Here is a 16,883-nt window from a genome sequence, read left to right on the forward strand (position 1 = left end):
TGATCATGGACCCTGTGAACATTTTGCTCGTAGACGACCAGCCGGCAAAGTTGCTGAGCTACGAAATCGTCCTCCAGGAACTCGGAGAAACACTTCTCAAGGCGCATTCCGGTCGGGAAGCGCTGGAGCATCTGTTGCGCAACGAAATTGCGGTCATTCTTGTCGATGTCTGCATGCCGGAACAGGATGGTTTCGAACTCGTCAGCATGATCCGTGAGCACCCCCGCTATCAGAATACGGCGATTATTTTCGTTTCCGCCGTCGCGATGGCCGAACCAGATCGCTTACGGGGCTATGCAGCCGGAGCCGTCGACTACGTCTCCGTCCCAATCGTTCCGGACGTTCTGCGTGCCAAGGTACGGGTTTTCACGGAGCTTTATCGAAAGACCAGGGAGCTCGAGCGTTTAAATGCTGAACTTGAGAAGCGCGTTAAGGAGCGGACGGCGGAGCTTGAGGCGTCTTCGGCCGAACTGCGTCAACTTAACGAGGAACTCGAACAGCGGATCGATCAGCGAACGCGGGAGCGCGAAGACGCACTTGCGCAGTTGTTCGAGGCGCAGAAGCTCGACACGATCGGTCAGCTGACCGGGGGTGTCGCCCATGATTTCAACAATCTGCTGATGGCCGTGCTGGGCAGTCTAAACCTTTTGAAGAAGCGCCTCCCTGCGGATGAAAAGACCGAGCGTCTCGTCAATAACGCTATACAGGCAGCAGAGCGCGGTGCTTCCCTCACCCAGCGTTTGCTGGCGTTCGCACGCCGCCAGGAACTTAAACCGCAAGCGGTCGATTTCCAAATCTTGTTCAACAATATCGAAGATTTGCTTAGCAAAGCTCTGGGTCCGACTGTGGGGGTGGAACATCATATCCCGAAGAATTTGCCGCCGCTTTTGATAGACGGCAACCAACTTGAACTTGCTTTGCTCAATCTGTTTGTTAACGCGCGTGACGCCATGCCGGACGGCGGGACGATCGTTGTGGCAGCCACCGAGGAGTCGCCACACCGTCCAGCCGCCTTGAGGCCGGGGCGGTACATAAAGATATCTGTTTCCGATAACGGTGTGGGCATGGACGAGGCGACTGTGCTGCGCGCCACGGAACCTTTCTTTACAACCAAGGGATTGGGCAAGGGCACCGGACTTGGCTTGTCTATGGTGCACGGACTTGCAGCGCAGTCCGGCGGGGCACTCGAACTCGCTAGTGTCGAGGGAAATGGAACGACAGTCTCAATTTGGCTGCCGATCGCTGAACGGCAGGAGCTTTTGCTGCCTGAAGATCTCCAATTGCCAAAGGACGGTTCGCCGCCCGGAGTTCCCTTGTCAGTTCTCGTTGTTGACGACGATGCGCTTGTCTGCATGGGCACGACTGCAATGCTGGAGGATCTCGGCCATGCCGCGCTTGAAGCGTCGTCCGCTTCAAGGGCGCTCGAGCTGCTGGCATCCGGTCAAAAATTTGATCTTGTAATCACGGACCATGCCATGCCGGGCATGACGGGTGCCGAGCTTTCACGCGTCATCTTCACGTCATTTCCGGAGTTGCCTGTCATCCTCGCGTCCGGTTACGCGGAACTGCCGGATGGTCACGGCCTTACGGGTCTGCTGCGAATGACCAAACCGTTTACGCAGGAACAATTGCAAGCGACTATACAGCGGGCGTTAACGGAAAGGGCGAATGCGGCATGACCATCCGCACCGATGGATTTGCATCTATCGAAACGTTAATGGAAGACTAGCCATGCGGTCGTGCCGCCGAGCATGATGAATGATATCGGCATAGCGAGGAACCGCAGCATGCCAAGGTTGGTGTTCATATGTCCAACCCATGCGAACCACCAAGTCGGGCCTTGTCCACCGTCAGACATTGTGTGCCTCCTGTTCAGCAAGTCTCGTTCGGTCAAACAGGGGGGCGTCGGGTTTGTTCCGAACGAACACTTACGAGAAGGCGCTTGAGATGCTGACGAGGTTTTGGATCATCGGTGAACACGGACGACGGAACGATTTCCGCTTTCTTCGATTTCCTCCATCAAAGGAGACGATGCCATGAACAAAGACAAGAAGGCTCAGCGTGCTATCGAGGAAACCGGAAAGCCGCCGGTCGAAATGACAAAGAACCCATCAGCGGGACCGCATGCCAAGGAGCATTTGACGGATAAAACCAAGACCCCAGGAGCCGGTACGCTTACCGGCACTGATGAAAATGAGGTGTCTCCGGGCAGCGGCTAAATCAAATCTCCGATAAAAAATGGGCGCTTCTGATGACCATAGAAGCGCCCACAGTCGGGACATGACCTCAGGGGTAAGTCCTGGGAGCCGTCACAACAAGCACACAATGAAATAGTTCCGATTTATTTGAACGTATATTCGTCACGCCGACAGGAGCGCCTCGAAGTTACCGATTAATACTCCCTCGGTGCAGGGTTTGGAGAGAAACGGATCGTTGGCGAAATCGGGCGGGATCACCGAGCGGTCATAGCCCGTGAGGAAGATGAAGGGGATTCGCTTATCCTTCAACTCCGAAGCGGCTTTGTAGACAGTTCCGTCAGCGAGCGTGATGTCAAGAATGGCGGCGTCGAACGAGAAGTTCGATACAACTTCGACCGCCCGCCCCGCATGGCTTACCGGGCCAAAAACTTCCGCGCCAGCGCTTGAAAGCGTAGCGTGAAGATCCGAGGCGATGATATAATCGTCCTCGACGATGAGGATCTTACGCCCGTTCAGAACTTTTGAGCAAGGGGACGGCAACACAACGTTTGAGCGCGTTTGCGGCCGGTCCCGACGAGCACGGAGCATCTCGGTCATTGCCTTAGACGCGATGCGGTGAAAAACGCTGAAAAGCGGCATCATTCGATCTGCATTCTGCGACGATGCAAGTTCATCGCCCAGCCGTCGCAGTGTTTGCTCCACGAGGAAAGACCGCGTTTTGTGGTCAGGCGAATAACGCCTTGCCCAGGTTTCGAGCGTGTGACGCACCAGAGCATCATCGCGAAAAATGCAATTTTCCATGACCGGCATAGCAGTTCTCTCCCTTATGCAGGCAAGAGCGCGCTCGTCCCTTAGTCGCCACCGCCTATGATATCTCGGTTGGTAGCGATGACACAGCATACACTTGTGAGCAGCAGAGTCCACTGCAAGTTGTTGCCTCAAGCGCGTTAAGCATTGCTGGAGGCCCATGTTTGCCTCGGATTGCGCTTAGCGCTGTAGCAAAAAACAAACCGCCGTTCTTGACCCGCGTCGAGGTCGCCATTGCTACGGCATAATCCACATCATTAGTATTGTCCGGTGCCGACCACGCTTACTCGACAAAGTTTAAGGCTGCCCAGGTGTGATCCCGAAAAAGTAGAGGGCGGCAATCGCCAAAGCGGCCGCAGCCAATACTGCCACAAAACCCATCATGCCGCGCCGCGCTTTCTTGTCTGTATTTTTCATGCATGGCGAACCGTTTCAGCGCGCATTGGTTCCATTCACGTCGTGATCAAGGGTGCCCAACATAACGCTTGTTGGCTCGCTCTGAACGCTGACTTCGGGCTTACAGCCGTCTGCTCAATGAATGCCGCTCTACTTGGGATCCGAGGGTATGCCAGCGTACGCAAAATCTCCCGGTCGGGTTGAATGATATAGAATCGCCAACCGTCGGGGAAAGCTTAGGGCTTGGCGGCCCGACGCCACGCCTCTGCCCGATAATGAGAGCCATGCACGCATTAGAACACGCTTATATTCGCAATCGCCTCCTGTCGCACTTGCCGAAGGAAGAATTTGACAACATCCGTGAAATGCTACTTCCGGTTGTTCTTCCAAAGGGCTTTGTTCTGGTGCGAGCCAACCAGACAATCGACTATGTCTACTTTCTATGCAGCGGTATCGGTTCGGTCGTCACCGTTTCGGCGGAAGGTCAGCGAGCAGAGGCAGGGATGTTTGGACGTGAGGGATTTTCCCCAACATCTGCCGGTGTCGGGGGAACGATCAGCGTCCATGAGGTTCTTATTCAAGTGGCCGGAGAGGGTTTCAAGATACCGCTTAGGGCTTTGCTCGATGTGCTTGGCGTCAGTCCGTCTTTCTCAAACCTGTTGGCCAGGTTCATCCAGACCTTCGCATCACAAATTTCCTACACTGCCCTTTGCAACGCGAATTATCAGGTCGATGAGAGGCTGGCACGCTGGTTGCTAATGTACCATGACCGGATGAACAGTGACGAAATCGCGCTGACGCATGAATTCATTTCGCTCATGCTCTCGGTTCGTCGGCCAAGCATCACCAACGCAATCCATGTTCTCGAAGGCCACAAACTCATAAGGGCCGAACGGGGTCTTATCACCATACGCGACCGGAGCGGGCTGGAAGATTTTGCTGGTAGCGCCTATGGAGCACCGGAAGAGGAGTATCGCCGCTTGATCGGTCCGATCTGAACTACTTGGCGAGATGGTCCTTGACCACGTCATGGAAGGAAACGCTAAAGAGGGTGTTTCCAGCGTCGTCGCATATGTCCATATGCTCGTCTGCCACGATTGCGCCAACCTTAATTTGCGCTGCAATAAGTTCGCGTATGGAATTGACGGCATGTTCCCGGGCATCTTCTAGGTTGCCGAAGTCCTCGCCCTCGTCATCAAGCGCCGTATCGCCACTCCGGCGGATGTTAAAAAAATAACGGCTCATTTTATTGCTCACTTTCGTGCTCAGAACCTTCCCGACGTAAGCGGTTCAATGTCAGAAAAGGTTTCTCATCAGGCGCCGGTATTCCTGCTCGGGTCGTCCATACGCGTCATGGGCAAACTCCTCAAGTGCGGCTCGGTTCCTGATAGTCACTATGCCGCGTTCGGCCTTTATGAAGCCGTTGCCTTCCAGGACATGCAGAGATGTTGTGACGCTCGGGCGGCGAACGCCAAGCATGACCGCGAGAAAATCATGGGTTATGTGTATTTCGTGACCGGGAACGCGATCATGACACATCAGCAACCATCGCGCCAATCGCTCGCTGATATCATGGACGGCGTTGGAAACGGCGGTGTAGGCCACCTGGATGCTGAAGGCTTCGAGAGACCGAGTTATAATCTTGGCGAAGTTCCTGTTCGTCTCCATCCACTCGCGGAACACGCTGTATTCAAGCACATAGGCGTCGCCCGAAATTTGGACGTTGACATCGTAGGAACTGAGTTCAACGTCCGTTGCCGCCGTCGTCGGCACATAACCGTCCCAGCCGAATAGTCCCGCTTCCGTACGGTGACCCCCCGACGTTGTGACGATGACGGAGCCCACGCCGCTGGTGAGAAAGTAAACCTTCTCAATAGGTTCACCAAGCTCGAAAAGCACCTTGCCGCGCGGAAGCTCTACATACTTTAACTGAGGCGCAACGCGTTCATAGTCATCGAGGGGTAACGAGGCCAGAAGTCTGTTGGTCATGCCAAATTGGCCCGGGGCACCCACGCGTCATCCTCCAGCCGGGGCAAGAGCACGTACCAACCCTTAGCCGCCTGCGCCCTTCCCAGTCTGCAGACGGTGGTTTACCGTACGCGCGTTCGTCTTTACGAGCAACCGTACGCTGTCGTACCAACGGACAAAAAAGGCTGGCAGAGGCGGTGATTGAATATAGGTTAGCCGGAGTGTGGTGGTCTCTTCCTTCGACAATCCACGACAGCGAGACCCGCTAGGTCCCACTATTGGTGGTGAAGATGGAGGTACCGAATGGCCATCCCCCGAAGTGTGGAGTGCTTCGATATAGGTGATCAGCCGGGTTCGTTCTGCGATGAAACGGAAGAAAGCGTGCGTCGCATGGCCCGGCGCTTCACGCCTGTGGAAGCCGTAGCCGTCAAACTTGCGCAAGAGACAATCCGCCGTGCCCGAGCCTCCCCAAAACGACTCGGTAGCGAACCCTTGACGTGGTTCCAACTCTTCAAGCTGATGCATGAAATTGCGCTTGAAAATGTCGACAAGAATTAAGTTCCGCCTGCTTCCCTTCGACAACTCGTGATCAGGAACGATCGGGTTCGGTTACGTCATAATTGATGTCAAAATCCCGCGTCGGACGTTTTTTGCCCGGCGCCTTACTATGGGCGGTCGCGTCTTCGGAGCCGGTTATCACCGTGGGTTTTGCGCTCGCAACGCCCGTGGCTCTACGATCGGCCTGCGACTTCGCAAACTGTCCCTTCGCGTCCTTCTCGATCCTATCCTTGTCACTCTCGTTCGTCATGATCCTGTCCTTCGTTGATCTCTCTAACAAGCAAGAACTTTGTTGGTTCCGCGGCCATCGCACCCTCGAGAGCAGGAACAATTTAACAGAGAAGGATGTTTGGTCGTTTGAAACGGGAGCTGAGCAGGAGGCCAAGCACATGGATGATGATCGTACCCCGACCGGTTTGGCGCCTTCGGCAGATACGAAGGAAGAAAAGAAGCAGAAGGTTGTCATGGGACGGGGTACCGTGGCGTTCATTGGCGGTGTCGCAATCGTCGCATTCCTGCTCTATGCCTTCGTAGCGCTTTATGCAATTTTCACGGCAGAATGAACACGCCGTGATCTACGGCGTGTTCGAATGCGGGTGGATCAGAGGATTGGCTCACCCTGGTAACGGCAATCGCGGCACCTGATATGGGGTGGGTATTGCGACATCTTCATCTCCAGCTTGTTATCTTTGATCCGTGAGGTCATGCACTCGGATATTGTGCATGCGAAGCGTCCCGATCGTTCTTTGGGCAAACGTCTTCAGCGCGCCGGCGTTTCCGCTCTTTGCAAAGACGTCGAATAAGGCGACGGCCTCCTCGTGCGCGGTCATCTGGGTCGAAAGATATGCTTGATCGAAATCCGCATCTCTTGCGGTTCGCAGCGCATCGAGCTGTTTCTTTCGCCGCTCGTCGAGTTCCGTCGGAATGGAAATTCCATCCGTTTTCGCGGCCTCTTCTAAGTCTGCGGACGCTCTCCCATGATCGCGAAGCATATCCTGGGCGAATGCGATCGCGTTGGCATCCTTGCCTTGTTCGACCGCCAACTCTGCGGCCTGTAGTTCGAATGCGTTCGAAATTGCTGCCTCCCGTGCAAAATCCTGGGGAGATGGACTTTGCTGTGCTGCGAGCGGTAGGGGCGCGAAGGCGACGACCAATGCGGTGAAAATGCTTGTAAGGTTCTTCGACATGAAAGCTCCGGCAAAACGTTGATGGCCGGCGCAAACAACAGAAACGGACCTATGTTCCCCGTGAGTGCCGGTATGACAACCCGCGGCGAAGCCGATCGCAGGGACCGAACGCGTAATCTCATGCCGTCTTGTCTTCATCGATCAAACGGGCTCCGCGCTGCCTGGTAAGATAACGCCAGATCCATTGGACACTGACCAGAATGCGCTTCTCGAAATTGACGAGCAGGTAGACATGCACGACGGCCCACAGCAGCCAGGCCAAGCGTCCCTTCAACGTCCACGTGCCAAAGTCAAAAATGGCCGCATTTCTGCCGATAACGGCGGTATTGCCGCGGTTCTTAAACCTAAAAGGCTGGGCGAATGGCTTTACGGACCGGATCTGGCGGCCCAGGTAAATGCCTTGTTGCTTGGCTACCTGCGCCAGTCCGGGAAGCGGTTTGTCATCGGTGTCCAGCGTCAAGGCAGTGTCGCCAAGCGCGTAGATATTCGAGAAACCGATGACGCGAAGAGTATTGTCGACAGGGATGCGTCCCATTCGGTCGCTTTCCAATCCCAACCATGTCGCGGCCGGTGACGCCTTTACCCCGGCGCCCCAGACGACACATCCAGCGGGGGTGAAATCCTCACCGATCCTTACGCCATCCGCTGTAATTTCGGTGACACGCTCCCCAGTTCTTACAGTCACGCCGATCTTGCACAGGTGGTCGACGGCGTAGGAAGACAGGTCGGTAGGGAAGGCCGCCAGAATGCGCGGGCCCGCTTCCACGAGGATGACCCGATGCTGCTCTTTCTTTAGATCCCGAAAATCCCGTTCAATCATAAAGCGCCCGAGTTCGGAAATTGCCCCAGCCATTTCCACACCCGTCGGTCCGCCCCCGATTACGATGCTCGTCAGAAAGGCTTCTTTTTCGGCAATGCTTTTGCTCGTTTCAGCTTTTTCGAAGGAGAGAAGAAGCCGTTGGCGGATGGTCCGGGCTTCGTGGATTGTTTTCAATCCCGGCGCTAACGGTCGCCAGTGATCATTGCCAAAATAATTGTATTCGGAACCCGTCGCGATCACCAGGCGGCCATAGGGTAGCGCTGAGCCGTCATCGAGTTCCACAAGGCTTGTATCAGGCTGAACGCCTGTGACGGTTGCCATGATCATGTTGATGTTTTTGTAGCGCCCGAGTGTTTTTCGAATCGGTTCCGCAATATCAGCCGGCGAGAGAGCAGCGGTGGCAACCTGGTACAAGAGCGGCTGGAAGAGATTGTGATTACGCCTGTCTATAACGGTGACGTCGAAATCGGTGTTACCGAGCTCCATAGCGCAGGCCAGGCCACCGAAACCGCCACCCACGATCACTATTCTCGGTCGCGCAGTTCCGACGCGTAGAGCATCAAATCTGTCGCTATGATCTTTCTCGTCGGGCTCGGCCAACACTGCACGTCTCCCTAACATGTATCGAGGCCTACCAAGTCGCGCCGACGACGGACACTTGAAAAAGGATACGTCCGCTCAAGTCTTGCGCCTCGACGCTCAGCCCGAAAGTTTCCGAAGTCGCGGGGCTTTGCATAAGGCGGCGCGCGAGAATTTTCTTTGCCTCCGTCTGTACACCGCTCTCATTGGCGACAAACTTTCCAAACCGATCTGGAAAAAAAAGTTGTCCGTCGCAGAGATGAAAATAGACAAACGGCATTATTGTTCTCGTGGATCACGGAAGGACCGGCGACGTCGCGGCCCGAACCAAAGAAGCAGCGCAAGCGCTGCGACGGGGGCGGTGCCACCGAGCAGAAACAGAATATCTCTCACACCCATCGCCATCAGACTTTCGGACTGGTGAGAAAAATTGAGCGCGCGGTGTCTTCTCTCGTCATAAGTAGCTCCGTTCATGTTCGAGTTTTCCGAACCGGAAAAAGGAAGTAGAGTTCCCGGAGAGCACGAAAATTGCGCAGGGCTTTAGACGTCATTTTGTCTTCGTATGATCTGTTCGGACCTCATCGCAATTTCGATGCGGTAACGGGGCTCTTCTATTTGGCCAACATTTCGTGGCCTCGTGCGCCTCAAGTTGCCATTGGCGACTGTGGGCGATGTTATCATTAACCGTCGCAGGCCGCGCGCCGCCGAGAGCAGCTATTTTTTGACGAATTTAAGGGCTTCTGTCTCAGTCTTTGCGTCCTCGCTCGTCCAGCCGAACAAGAGACGTAATAATTTCAAAAGCCGGGTAACTTCTTTTACAAGTTTATCAACACTGGCGTGGACCGGGGCGGGAACCCCAGGAGCCAGTTGCAGTTGGATCTCTAGTCAATCGCGCGACCTAATCAAACTGTGGGTCGGCACATAAATTACCCCTTAAGACTCGGCGATGGACGGAGACGGTGAGGTTGCTGAGATGGAAGGAGACAAACATGACGATCCGCGATCGGCCATGGACGAAAAGCCTCCATGTTCGGCCATATGAGGGCTTGGAACGGAGTTTTTGCAGCATTTATGATGCGCTTGATTATCTTGAGAACGAATGGCCGTTCCGCGAGGGAAAATATCACTTGAGAGCGATCACAGCGTGTCGGGGCGTGCTTAACGGCCTTATAAAGGCAGAGGTTGCGCGGGAGGCCTTCATCGCAGCTTGCCTGGAAGCCTCAATGAACGTCGCGTTGGACACAGCGCGGGAAGCTGACAATTCAGAGACAGAGCTTACCCAAAATCGGCGCATAAATCTGCGGTATCCGTAGGCCGAACCTGCCAGAATCCTCGCGTCTGGCTGTCTCTTTATCGAAAGGCTGCCGACGGCGGTGGCAACGTTCGCTCTCTTGTTTCGCCTGCAAAAGAACGATAAGCGGCACATGGCGTGCGCGAAACAGTCGAAACGACGCCAAAAACAGTGTTGAGAGCCGTAGCGACGCTTAGAAGATGTAGCAGACAAAAAGTTCGAGATTGTGATTTGATCGTCGCGGCCAGAAGATGCAAGGCAGCTGTTGCCCTTATCCCGCGTGCTCGGTGACGTCAGCGTGTGAGCCACTTCAGGCGATGGGCTAGGTATGAAATTCGTTGGAGTCTGTTTTGGCCGAAAAGTCCTATCTCGAATATTTTGCGGGAAAGCGGATATTCATTATCGATGCCGGATATTTCTTAACGGACGAGGTCAGAGCCAAACTTGAAGCGTTTGGAGCCCAGATCGTGGTGTCATCTGCTCGGTCAAAAGACGCATTGCTGTTATTGAGAAATACAGTAATTGACGCTGCTATTCTGGACATCCATTTGCGGGACGAGGTTATATTTCCGATCGTTGAAAGCCTTGAGCTTCGCAACGTGCCATTTATCTTCGCCACGTCTCAAAGTCCTGTCGCCCTTGCACCCCGTTTCACAGGATTTCGTATGAGCGTGAAGCGGGAAGATCTTGAGGACATTGCACGGGCAGTATTCGCTCCTGAAGATCGGAGGAACTAGGCGAGCGGTAGTTTTTTAGTGCCTGAAAATCGGACGTTTAGAAAGGCTGCCCAAGTTCGTTCGCCAGCAATATCCGTGCACGGCTGACACGACTTTTGATCGTACCGATCGGGCATCCGCATCGCTCTGCTGCAACTTCGTAGCTGTCGCCTTGAATAGCGACGATGTCCAACGCTTCTCTGAAATGCGCGGGTAGGCGATCGTAGGCCTCGTTGAATTCAAGAACCTGTATCGACCACTCTTGGGGAGGGTTAATCGTCGGCTGATCCGCCACACAAGTTCCCGAACCCGGGGCTTCCCGTTTGGCAATGCCGAATTTTGTGCAGAATGTATTCCGCATGATGGTGAAGAGCCAAGACTTCAAATTTGTCCCGTGCTGAAACTTTTCGCAGTTGGCGAGCGCTCGCACCAGGGTTTCCTGTACCAGATCATCGGCATCATGCTGTGTCCGATGGAAGCGGCGCGCGAAGGCTCTCAAAGCTGGCATGAGGTTGACGATGTCGGAATGGAGGTTGAGTTTTTGAGCGTCTAAGGACATTTGGCCCTCCTTGGTTGCATGGACAATCCCGCGCAGCATGCTTTGTTCCAAAGAACACCACCCAAACCAAGCTTGGTCCGCTGCCGTACATTGGTGTTTCTTTGGATCGGCGCCCGCCGCGTTCGTGCGTTAGTTCCATTGAGGGCCCACCCTTCGGGAACCAACCGTTCCACCCCCTGGTTACCCGGCTGACCGGCAATGGGCGACAGTTATGGCGAAAAAGGTGGCTTTGGTAACGGGAGCGGGCTCGGGCATAGGTCGAGCCGCTGCCGTAGCACTTGCGACAGAAGGCTATTCCGTCGGAGCGCTCGGGCGGTCTGCAGACGAGCTTGAGGAGGTTGCCGGGCAGATAGAATCGTCGGGAAAAGAGGCGATCGCCCTTGTCGCCGACATTTCCGACGAGCAGCAGATGCGCGATGCGGTCGAGGAACTGATCGGGCGTTTCGGCCGCCTTGATGTCGTTGTGGCGAACGCCGGTATCAACGGCGTATGGGCGCCCATCGACGATCTGACCCTTGACGAATGGGAACAGACGATATCGATCAATTTGACCGGAACGTTCCTGACGATCCGTCACTCGGTTCCACACCTGAAGTCGTCCGGCGGCGGCTCGATCATCGTCGTTTCCTCCATCAACGGAACACGGACGTTCACAACCCCGGGTGCAACGGCCTATGCCGCGACAAAGGCCGGCCAGGTTGCCATGGTTCAGCAGCTCGCGCTCGAGCTGGCCCGGCATAACATCCGCATCAATGCTGTCTGCCCCGGTGAAATCGATACGAATATCGACGCCAATACGGCGCTGCGAAGCGAAGAGGAAACGGCTATCCCCGTCATCTGGCCCGAGGGGCAGGTACCCATCACCGGCGGCAAACCCGGGCGCAGCGAAGATGTCGCAAGCGTGATCGCATTTCTCGCCTCCGACGCCGCACGACACATAACGGGATCGCCTGTCTGGGTCGATGGCGGGCAGGGCCCGCTGCGATGACGAGGACATTTCGTGTCACGAGTTAATGCCCCACCCGCGGTCGGCGCTCGTTCCAGCAGCGCCTCATCGATTCATCCCGAAGCGCGCTGCAATCCCATATCCGGTTGCGTGGTCAAGCCCGAGAAGAGTTCTGCATACTGGGCGGCGCTGCGAGTCCACGAGAAATCCGCCTTCATTGCCTGCGTTTGCAATCTGCGCCAGAACAAAGGTTGCTGAAAGCCAGTCAGCGCACGATCGATTGCGTGATACAAATCTTCAACAGAACCGGGTTGGAACTGAAAACCCGTCGCAACGCGTGCAGCCATCGCAGCCTCGTTTGCGTCGATAATCGTTTCAGCCAATCCGCCCGTTCTGGCGACGATCGGGATGGCGCCGTATCGCAATGCATAAAGCTGCGTCAGACCGCAGGGCTCAAAGCGCGACGGTTGAACAATGATATCGCTTCCGGCGTGAAGAAGATGGGCATCCTGCTCACGGTAGCCGATATGAACAACGACTCGTCCAGGATAACGCCAGCTTTCCTCACTCAACGGGTGGATGAGCGAAGGGTCGCCTTGGCCGTAGACGATTAGCTTTGCGCCTCTGTCGACAATGCCAGGGATTACCGGCTTCAACATATCGACGCCTTTTTGCCACGTTAGTCGGCTGACAACGGACATAATCGGACCCGGATCTTCCATCAGGCCAAATCGCTCTTCGATCTTGGCGCGGTTGACAGCACGCCGCTCGATTGAATGGGCATCGAAATTTGCCGGAATATAAGTGTCCTTCGTCGGATCCCAGACATCCATATCAATGCCGTTGACGATACCCTTGAGACGGTCGCGCCTGGTCGAAAGCGCTCCCTGAAGCCCCATTCCCAGCTCGTCTGTAAGGATCTCACGTGCATAGGTCGGGCTGACGGTCGTTATCGCATCCGCAAACACGATACCCGCCTTCAGGAAGCTCACGCCGCCATAATACTCCAGCGCATCGGTCGAAAAGAAACCGGGGCGTACCTCCAAATACGGAAAGATGTCGGGAGAGAACTGGCCTTGAAATGCAAGGTTATGGATCGAAAGCACAACCGGGACTGAACTTCCATGTCCTTTCAAATAAGCTGCGGCAAGCCCTGCTTGCCAGTCATGCAGGTGTACGACGTCTGGTCTCCAGCCACTCAAGCCCTCCTCGGCAATATGAGCGACCGCCATCGAAAAAGCTGCGAATCGCTTCCAGTTATCGGGATGATCATAGCCATCCGGATCGAGATAAGGTCCGCCTTCACGATGGAAAAGCGACGGACATTCTACAAGGATGATCTCAAGACCGTCGTATCTCCCGGAATATATCTGGGCCGCCTCGCCAAGCAGGACGATGTCCGCTTCGTGTCTGGTTCCGGTCAGGCTGTCCAAGAGACCCGGATAGGCAGGCAATATATTTCGCGTTTCGACGCCGTACGATGCAAGCGCTTTCGGGAGCGCCCCTGTGACGTCGGCCAAACCGCCGGTTTTGATCAACGGATAAAGCTCCGAAGAAGCGGATAGAACCTGCATGCACACGCTCCCGTTCAACCTCGCCCCGCGTTGCGAAACAGTTCGCCGGGCAGCGCTCTTCAAACTATCGTTGGCTTGGGTTGTTCCACGCGTGGTGCGAGATGAATTAGGAGGCACTCCGGGAAGATGCTCTGGCTGGCCTTGCGGTGGGATACGACACATGCGGTGCTCGAAGAGGTCGACGGTTTTAACTCGAACGGCACCTCTTTAGCTCGGCGTATACGCGTGATCGCTCACGGTAATTCAAAGAAGAATGTCAAGCCTGCCGTCTGGAAAGCGTCTCATTAATCCGCAAGCGTAGTTCGATCGCGTCCGGAGCTTTTCGAGCGGTACATAGCGGCATCCGCTTTGGCAAGTATTTCATCCAGGGTGGCGCCGTCATCCGGAAGACGGGAAACACCCAAGCTGATCGTCACGCGGAGGGTTTGACCGCCAATTTGAATTGGTCCCGACAGATGCTCGCGCATCCCGTCGATCAACAACAGAAGCGCACTGCGATCTTCCGGCGGATGGCGCAAGAGAATGACAAATTCGTCGCCGCCGAACCGACCGACACTATCCTCTGGTCCAAGACAGTTCACCAAACGTGCCGCCGTCGCTTTCAACACCTCGTCTCCGCCCTGATGGCCATAGGTATCGTTGATCGATTTGAAATTGTCGAGGTCCAGGAAAACGACCGCGGAACGCGTCTCGTTTTGCGACGCCTCATCTATCGCGCGGGTCAGCTTTTCGAATATGGAGGCGCGATTGGGCAGTCCCGTTAAGGGATCATAGTGGGCCAGGAACAGAACCCTGTCCTCGGCCTCTTTTCTAAAGGTGACATCATGGGCCACTCCAACGAGGCCAATTACGGTTCCGTTTTCATCCCGGAGCGGAGCCTTTGTCATGGAAACCCATTTAAGGCGACCATCCGAGTAGACGTTCTGCTCGATCATGCTTCGCATTGCCTGGCCTTGTTGCATAATCGTGATTTCGGTGCGGCGAAATTCCTGCGCAATTTCCGCAGAGAAGAGGTCAAAATCCGTTTTTCCGATTAAAGCCTCGACGGTCACCGGCTCGCCAGTCGCGATAAATTTTTTGTCGGCGACGACGGCCTCATTCGCAATTAGAAAGCGCGATTTCAGGTCTTTGACAAAAAGCTGATCGGGAACCTGATTTATCAGTGCAATCATGCGGTCGCGGTCGGCTGTAACCCGTTCCAGCGCTGCGCGATCATCAGCCCGCTCAGCTTGAAGTCGCTCATGCGCCTCGCGCAGGGCCTTGATCTGATCGGTTAGATCAGGAAAAGCTGCGTGTTCCCCACGCGTGTCCACTGCCTCATGTGCCTTCAATTTGTCCCCTCCCAAGATCTTTTCAGTATAGACGTCAGATCACTTCAACGGAGTTAAAAAGGAATCCGGCGGCGCGGGTTCGCCGCCGGACCTCGGACCAAGCCACGCCACGTGTAGCCTTGTCCGAATGTCGATCTAGGCACTGCTCAGCGACTGGACGAGAGCGTGGTGGGGAGATAAATTTGGGACTGCTGCACCGAGGTCGAATTTGCCGCAAGGGCCCACACGCCGAAGATGGCAACGATTGCTATCATCAACGGTGCAATCGAGAGGCCACGACGGGGTCGTCCATCAATATCATATATCATTGTTTCCTCCGATGGACGGGCGGCTATGACTGACGCTGCCCGTCACGCCTCAAACCGAGATGACGTAGACGATCTTGAGAGCTGAAGGCTCGACAATGACGATGCGCCCGTCGGAGAGCAGGAAAAAGCGATAGGCTTCGTACTGCGGCACGATCTTGATGATGCGCGGCGGCAGGGGTTCAAGACGGATCGTCGTTGGAACGGCTGTGCCGACCGAAACTTCGAAATCGACGTCCCGTACGGGCTCGACGCTCACTTCCTGGATAACCTGTCGGATCTCGGTTCGTTGCTCGACCGTTATGTCGACGTTGGTGGTGTTCTGCTCGACCGTCGTATTGGTTTTGGTCAACGCTTCTCCATCGGTATCGTTATTACCGCCTGACTCCTCAGCCTTGTCTGCGTCGGTTTGGGTTTCAGCCTCGCTCGAGGCTGAACCATCCTCTTGAGACGAGCCCGCATTCTGTGTCTTCTGGCTTTCAGTCGATGACTGGGTGTCAGAGCGCTCGTTGGTGTCGTTCGATTGGGTAGCGCCGGTTTGCGTCTGGGTTTCCGCCGCCGCTGGGTCTGATGCTTGCGTACCGGAGGATGTATCGGTCTGGGTTCCGGTCGCCTTGGTATCTACTTCACCCGTTGCCGATGCGCCTTGCGTATCGACCGCTCCGGATGCTCCGGTACCCGTCGCCGCCCCGCCATCCGGTTGCGGTGTGACTGTTCCTTCCGCGTTCCCAGAGGCTGCAGCACCGTTCTTGAGGGGGACGAGAGGCGCATCTTGCGCATGAGCAGAGATGCTAATGGGGGCGACAGTGATCATCAAGCCTGTCAGCAGTGCGGAGAAATTCTTGGTTTTCATGACAAATCCTTTCCGACGCAAGTCACCGGCGGCCCGGTGGCTTGCGACGTTTTTGAAAGTGGGGAAGGCGCGAGCGCGCCGCGGCCAAACGGTCAGTCGACGACCTGAATGACTTTTCGCGAAGACGGCTCGACGATGATGCGTTCGTTGTTTACGACCGCGTATGCATACTTCGGATTATCGGGTACCGGCGTCACGACGACGGTGCTTGGCAGGGCCTCGCCGACGACGATCTTCTCTTCGACGACAACCGGTTCGGGCGCAGGGGCCTGACGTACATAGGTAACGACCGTGCTTGGCGGCGGGTCGATTGCGGTGCCGACAATAGCGCCGGCGACGCCGCCGACAGCAGCCCCAACCGGGCCTCCCACGATCGCGCCCGTGACTGCGCCGCCTGCAGCACCGTTAACCGTAGACGACTGAGCGAGGGCAGTGCCCGAGAAAAGCGTCGCGGAAGCAGCGACACCGATGATGAGCTTGGAAAGCATTTTTTTCCTCCTTGGTTGCCGCGACCTCGCGGGTCGCTGCCAAGGAACTTTGAAAGACCGTCTCCGTTCCACTCCCGGGACCTCAGTCAGATTCCCCCTCGGACTTTGGTCCGGGGCAAATAATGGAAATCCGGCCGCGGGTTGACGTTATGGGTGATTACCGCCGCGCGGGGCTGGACATGACAAAAGGGGGCGATAACTAAAACCGAGACACGAAATGGTGATCGCGATCTTCAAGCGGCTCAGGCAGTTCAGGTTTTCGCTTCGCGCGCGTCGCAACAACCCGCTGCGGATTTCGCGCGACGTA

At 55.7% G+C, this 16,883-nt stretch carries 20 protein-coding genes; 8 read left to right on the forward strand and 12 right to left on the reverse strand.

The window, feature by feature from the left end:
* The first annotated feature begins 5 nt into the window (after positions 1–5).
* Together BLX89_RS20625 and BLX89_RS20630 are read left to right on the forward strand one after the other, a co-directional pair.
* Positions 6–1,679, forward strand: coding sequence for a response regulator (locus BLX89_RS20625; RefSeq protein ID WP_075292949.1), 1,674 nt, complete (start codon positions 6–8; stop codon positions 1,677–1,679).
* Positions 1,680–2,036: 357 nt separating this feature from the next.
* Positions 2,037–2,219 (forward strand): hypothetical protein, encoded by a 183-nt coding sequence (locus BLX89_RS20630; RefSeq protein ID WP_075292857.1) that lies wholly within the window; start codon positions 2,037–2,039, stop codon positions 2,217–2,219.
* Between the two features lie 141 nt (positions 2,220–2,360).
* On the opposite strand, the gene BLX89_RS23985 is transcribed toward BLX89_RS20630, so the two are convergent.
* Complete coding sequence (locus tag BLX89_RS23985) at positions 2,361–3,008, reverse strand: response regulator (RefSeq protein WP_158025979.1); 648 nt, start codon at positions 3,006–3,008, stop codon at positions 2,361–2,363.
* Positions 3,009–3,685: 677 nt separating this feature from the next.
* Here BLX89_RS23985 and BLX89_RS20640 point away from each other — a divergent pair.
* Complete coding sequence (locus tag BLX89_RS20640) at positions 3,686–4,399, forward strand: Crp/Fnr family transcriptional regulator (RefSeq protein WP_075292858.1); 714 nt, start codon at positions 3,686–3,688, stop codon at positions 4,397–4,399.
* 1 nt (position 4,400) lies between these two features.
* Here BLX89_RS20640 and BLX89_RS20645 read toward each other — a convergent pair whose 3' ends face one another.
* Positions 4,401–4,646 (reverse strand): DUF6894 family protein, encoded by a 246-nt coding sequence (locus tag BLX89_RS20645; RefSeq protein ID WP_075292860.1) that lies wholly within the window; start codon positions 4,644–4,646, stop codon positions 4,401–4,403.
* A gap of 51 nt (positions 4,647–4,697) precedes the next feature.
* A complete protein-coding gene (locus BLX89_RS20650) occupies positions 4,698–5,414 on the reverse strand; it encodes a Crp/Fnr family transcriptional regulator (RefSeq protein ID WP_425348626.1) in 717 nt (238 codons plus the stop codon).
* Between the two features lie 258 nt (positions 5,415–5,672).
* Here BLX89_RS20650 and BLX89_RS20655 point away from each other — a divergent pair, with 258 nt between their 5' ends.
* Complete coding sequence (locus BLX89_RS20655) at positions 5,673–5,927, forward strand: hypothetical protein (RefSeq protein ID WP_075292863.1); 255 nt, start codon at positions 5,673–5,675, stop codon at positions 5,925–5,927.
* 31 nt (positions 5,928–5,958) lie between these two features.
* On the opposite strand, the gene BLX89_RS20660 is transcribed toward BLX89_RS20655, so the two are convergent.
* Entirely contained in the window at positions 5,959–6,177 is a 219-nt protein-coding gene (locus BLX89_RS20660; protein ID WP_075292864.1) for a hypothetical protein, read from the reverse strand.
* Between the two features lie 139 nt (positions 6,178–6,316).
* Between BLX89_RS20660 and BLX89_RS24690 the strand changes: the two genes are divergently transcribed.
* Positions 6,317–6,490 carry a hypothetical protein gene (locus tag BLX89_RS24690; RefSeq protein WP_158025980.1) on the forward strand — a complete coding sequence of 58 codons (174 nt, stop codon included), beginning with the start codon at positions 6,317–6,319 and terminating at the stop codon, positions 6,488–6,490.
* 120 nt (positions 6,491–6,610) lie between these two features.
* On the opposite strand, the gene BLX89_RS20665 is transcribed toward BLX89_RS24690, so the two are convergent.
* The 3 genes from BLX89_RS20665 to BLX89_RS20675 all read right to left on the reverse strand — a co-directional run bounded on the left by BLX89_RS20665 (position 6,611) and on the right by BLX89_RS20675 (position 8,793).
* Entirely contained in the window at positions 6,611–7,081 is a 471-nt protein-coding gene (locus BLX89_RS20665) for a DUF4142 domain-containing protein (protein WP_210187158.1), read from the reverse strand.
* A 151-nt stretch (positions 7,082–7,232) separates the two neighbouring features.
* A complete protein-coding gene (locus BLX89_RS20670; protein ID WP_425348627.1) occupies positions 7,233–8,537 on the reverse strand; it encodes an NAD(P)/FAD-dependent oxidoreductase in 1,305 nt (434 codons plus the stop codon).
* A 28-nt stretch (positions 8,538–8,565) separates the two neighbouring features.
* Positions 8,566–8,793 carry a DUF6894 family protein gene (locus tag BLX89_RS20675; protein WP_075292867.1) on the reverse strand — a complete coding sequence of 76 codons (228 nt, stop codon included), beginning with the start codon at positions 8,791–8,793 and terminating at the stop codon, positions 8,566–8,568.
* Positions 8,794–9,502: 709 nt separating this feature from the next.
* Here BLX89_RS20675 and BLX89_RS20685 point away from each other — a divergent pair.
* Together BLX89_RS20685 and BLX89_RS20690 are read left to right on the forward strand one after the other, a co-directional pair.
* Positions 9,503–9,826 (forward strand): DUF982 domain-containing protein, encoded by a 324-nt coding sequence (locus BLX89_RS20685; RefSeq protein ID WP_075292870.1) that lies wholly within the window; start codon positions 9,503–9,505, stop codon positions 9,824–9,826.
* A 328-nt stretch (positions 9,827–10,154) separates the two neighbouring features.
* A complete protein-coding gene (locus tag BLX89_RS20690) occupies positions 10,155–10,541 on the forward strand; it encodes a response regulator (RefSeq protein ID WP_075292952.1) in 387 nt (128 codons plus the stop codon).
* A 37-nt stretch (positions 10,542–10,578) separates the two neighbouring features.
* Here the strand turns inward: BLX89_RS20690 and BLX89_RS20695 are convergent, their stop codons facing one another.
* A complete protein-coding gene (locus BLX89_RS20695) occupies positions 10,579–11,079 on the reverse strand; it encodes a sigma-70 family RNA polymerase sigma factor (RefSeq protein ID WP_075292953.1) in 501 nt (166 codons plus the stop codon).
* A 211-nt stretch (positions 11,080–11,290) separates the two neighbouring features.
* On the opposite strand from BLX89_RS20695, the gene BLX89_RS20700 reads away from it, so the two are divergent.
* Positions 11,291–12,067, forward strand: a complete 777-nt coding sequence (locus BLX89_RS20700; RefSeq protein WP_075292871.1) for an SDR family oxidoreductase — start codon at positions 11,291–11,293, stop codon at positions 12,065–12,067.
* Between the two features lie 71 nt (positions 12,068–12,138).
* Here the strand turns inward: BLX89_RS20700 and glgA are convergent, their stop codons facing one another.
* From glgA to BLX89_RS20720, 4 genes are all read right to left on the reverse strand, one after another.
* Positions 12,139–13,599: a glycogen synthase GlgA gene (gene glgA, locus BLX89_RS20705; protein WP_075292872.1), complete on the reverse strand. Its 1,461-nt coding sequence runs from the start codon at positions 13,597–13,599 to the stop codon at positions 12,139–12,141.
* A 284-nt stretch (positions 13,600–13,883) separates the two neighbouring features.
* The gene (locus BLX89_RS20710; RefSeq protein ID WP_075292873.1) at positions 13,884–14,930 is read right to left on the reverse strand and encodes a GGDEF domain-containing protein; all 1,047 of its coding nucleotides are present in this window, start codon (positions 14,928–14,930) and stop codon (positions 13,884–13,886) included.
* Between the two features lie 357 nt (positions 14,931–15,287).
* Positions 15,288–16,088 carry a DUF1236 domain-containing protein gene (locus BLX89_RS20715; RefSeq protein ID WP_075292874.1) on the reverse strand — a complete coding sequence of 267 codons (801 nt, stop codon included), beginning with the start codon at positions 16,086–16,088 and terminating at the stop codon, positions 15,288–15,290.
* Between the two features lie 92 nt (positions 16,089–16,180).
* Positions 16,181–16,576 carry a DUF1236 domain-containing protein gene (locus BLX89_RS20720; protein ID WP_075292875.1) on the reverse strand — a complete coding sequence of 132 codons (396 nt, stop codon included), beginning with the start codon at positions 16,574–16,576 and terminating at the stop codon, positions 16,181–16,183.
* Positions 16,577–16,883 lie beyond the last annotated feature (307 nt).

The organism is Pararhizobium arenae, assembly GCF_001931685.1.
GTDB classification, from domain to species: domain Bacteria; phylum Pseudomonadota; class Alphaproteobacteria; order Rhizobiales; family Rhizobiaceae; genus Pararhizobium; species Pararhizobium arenae.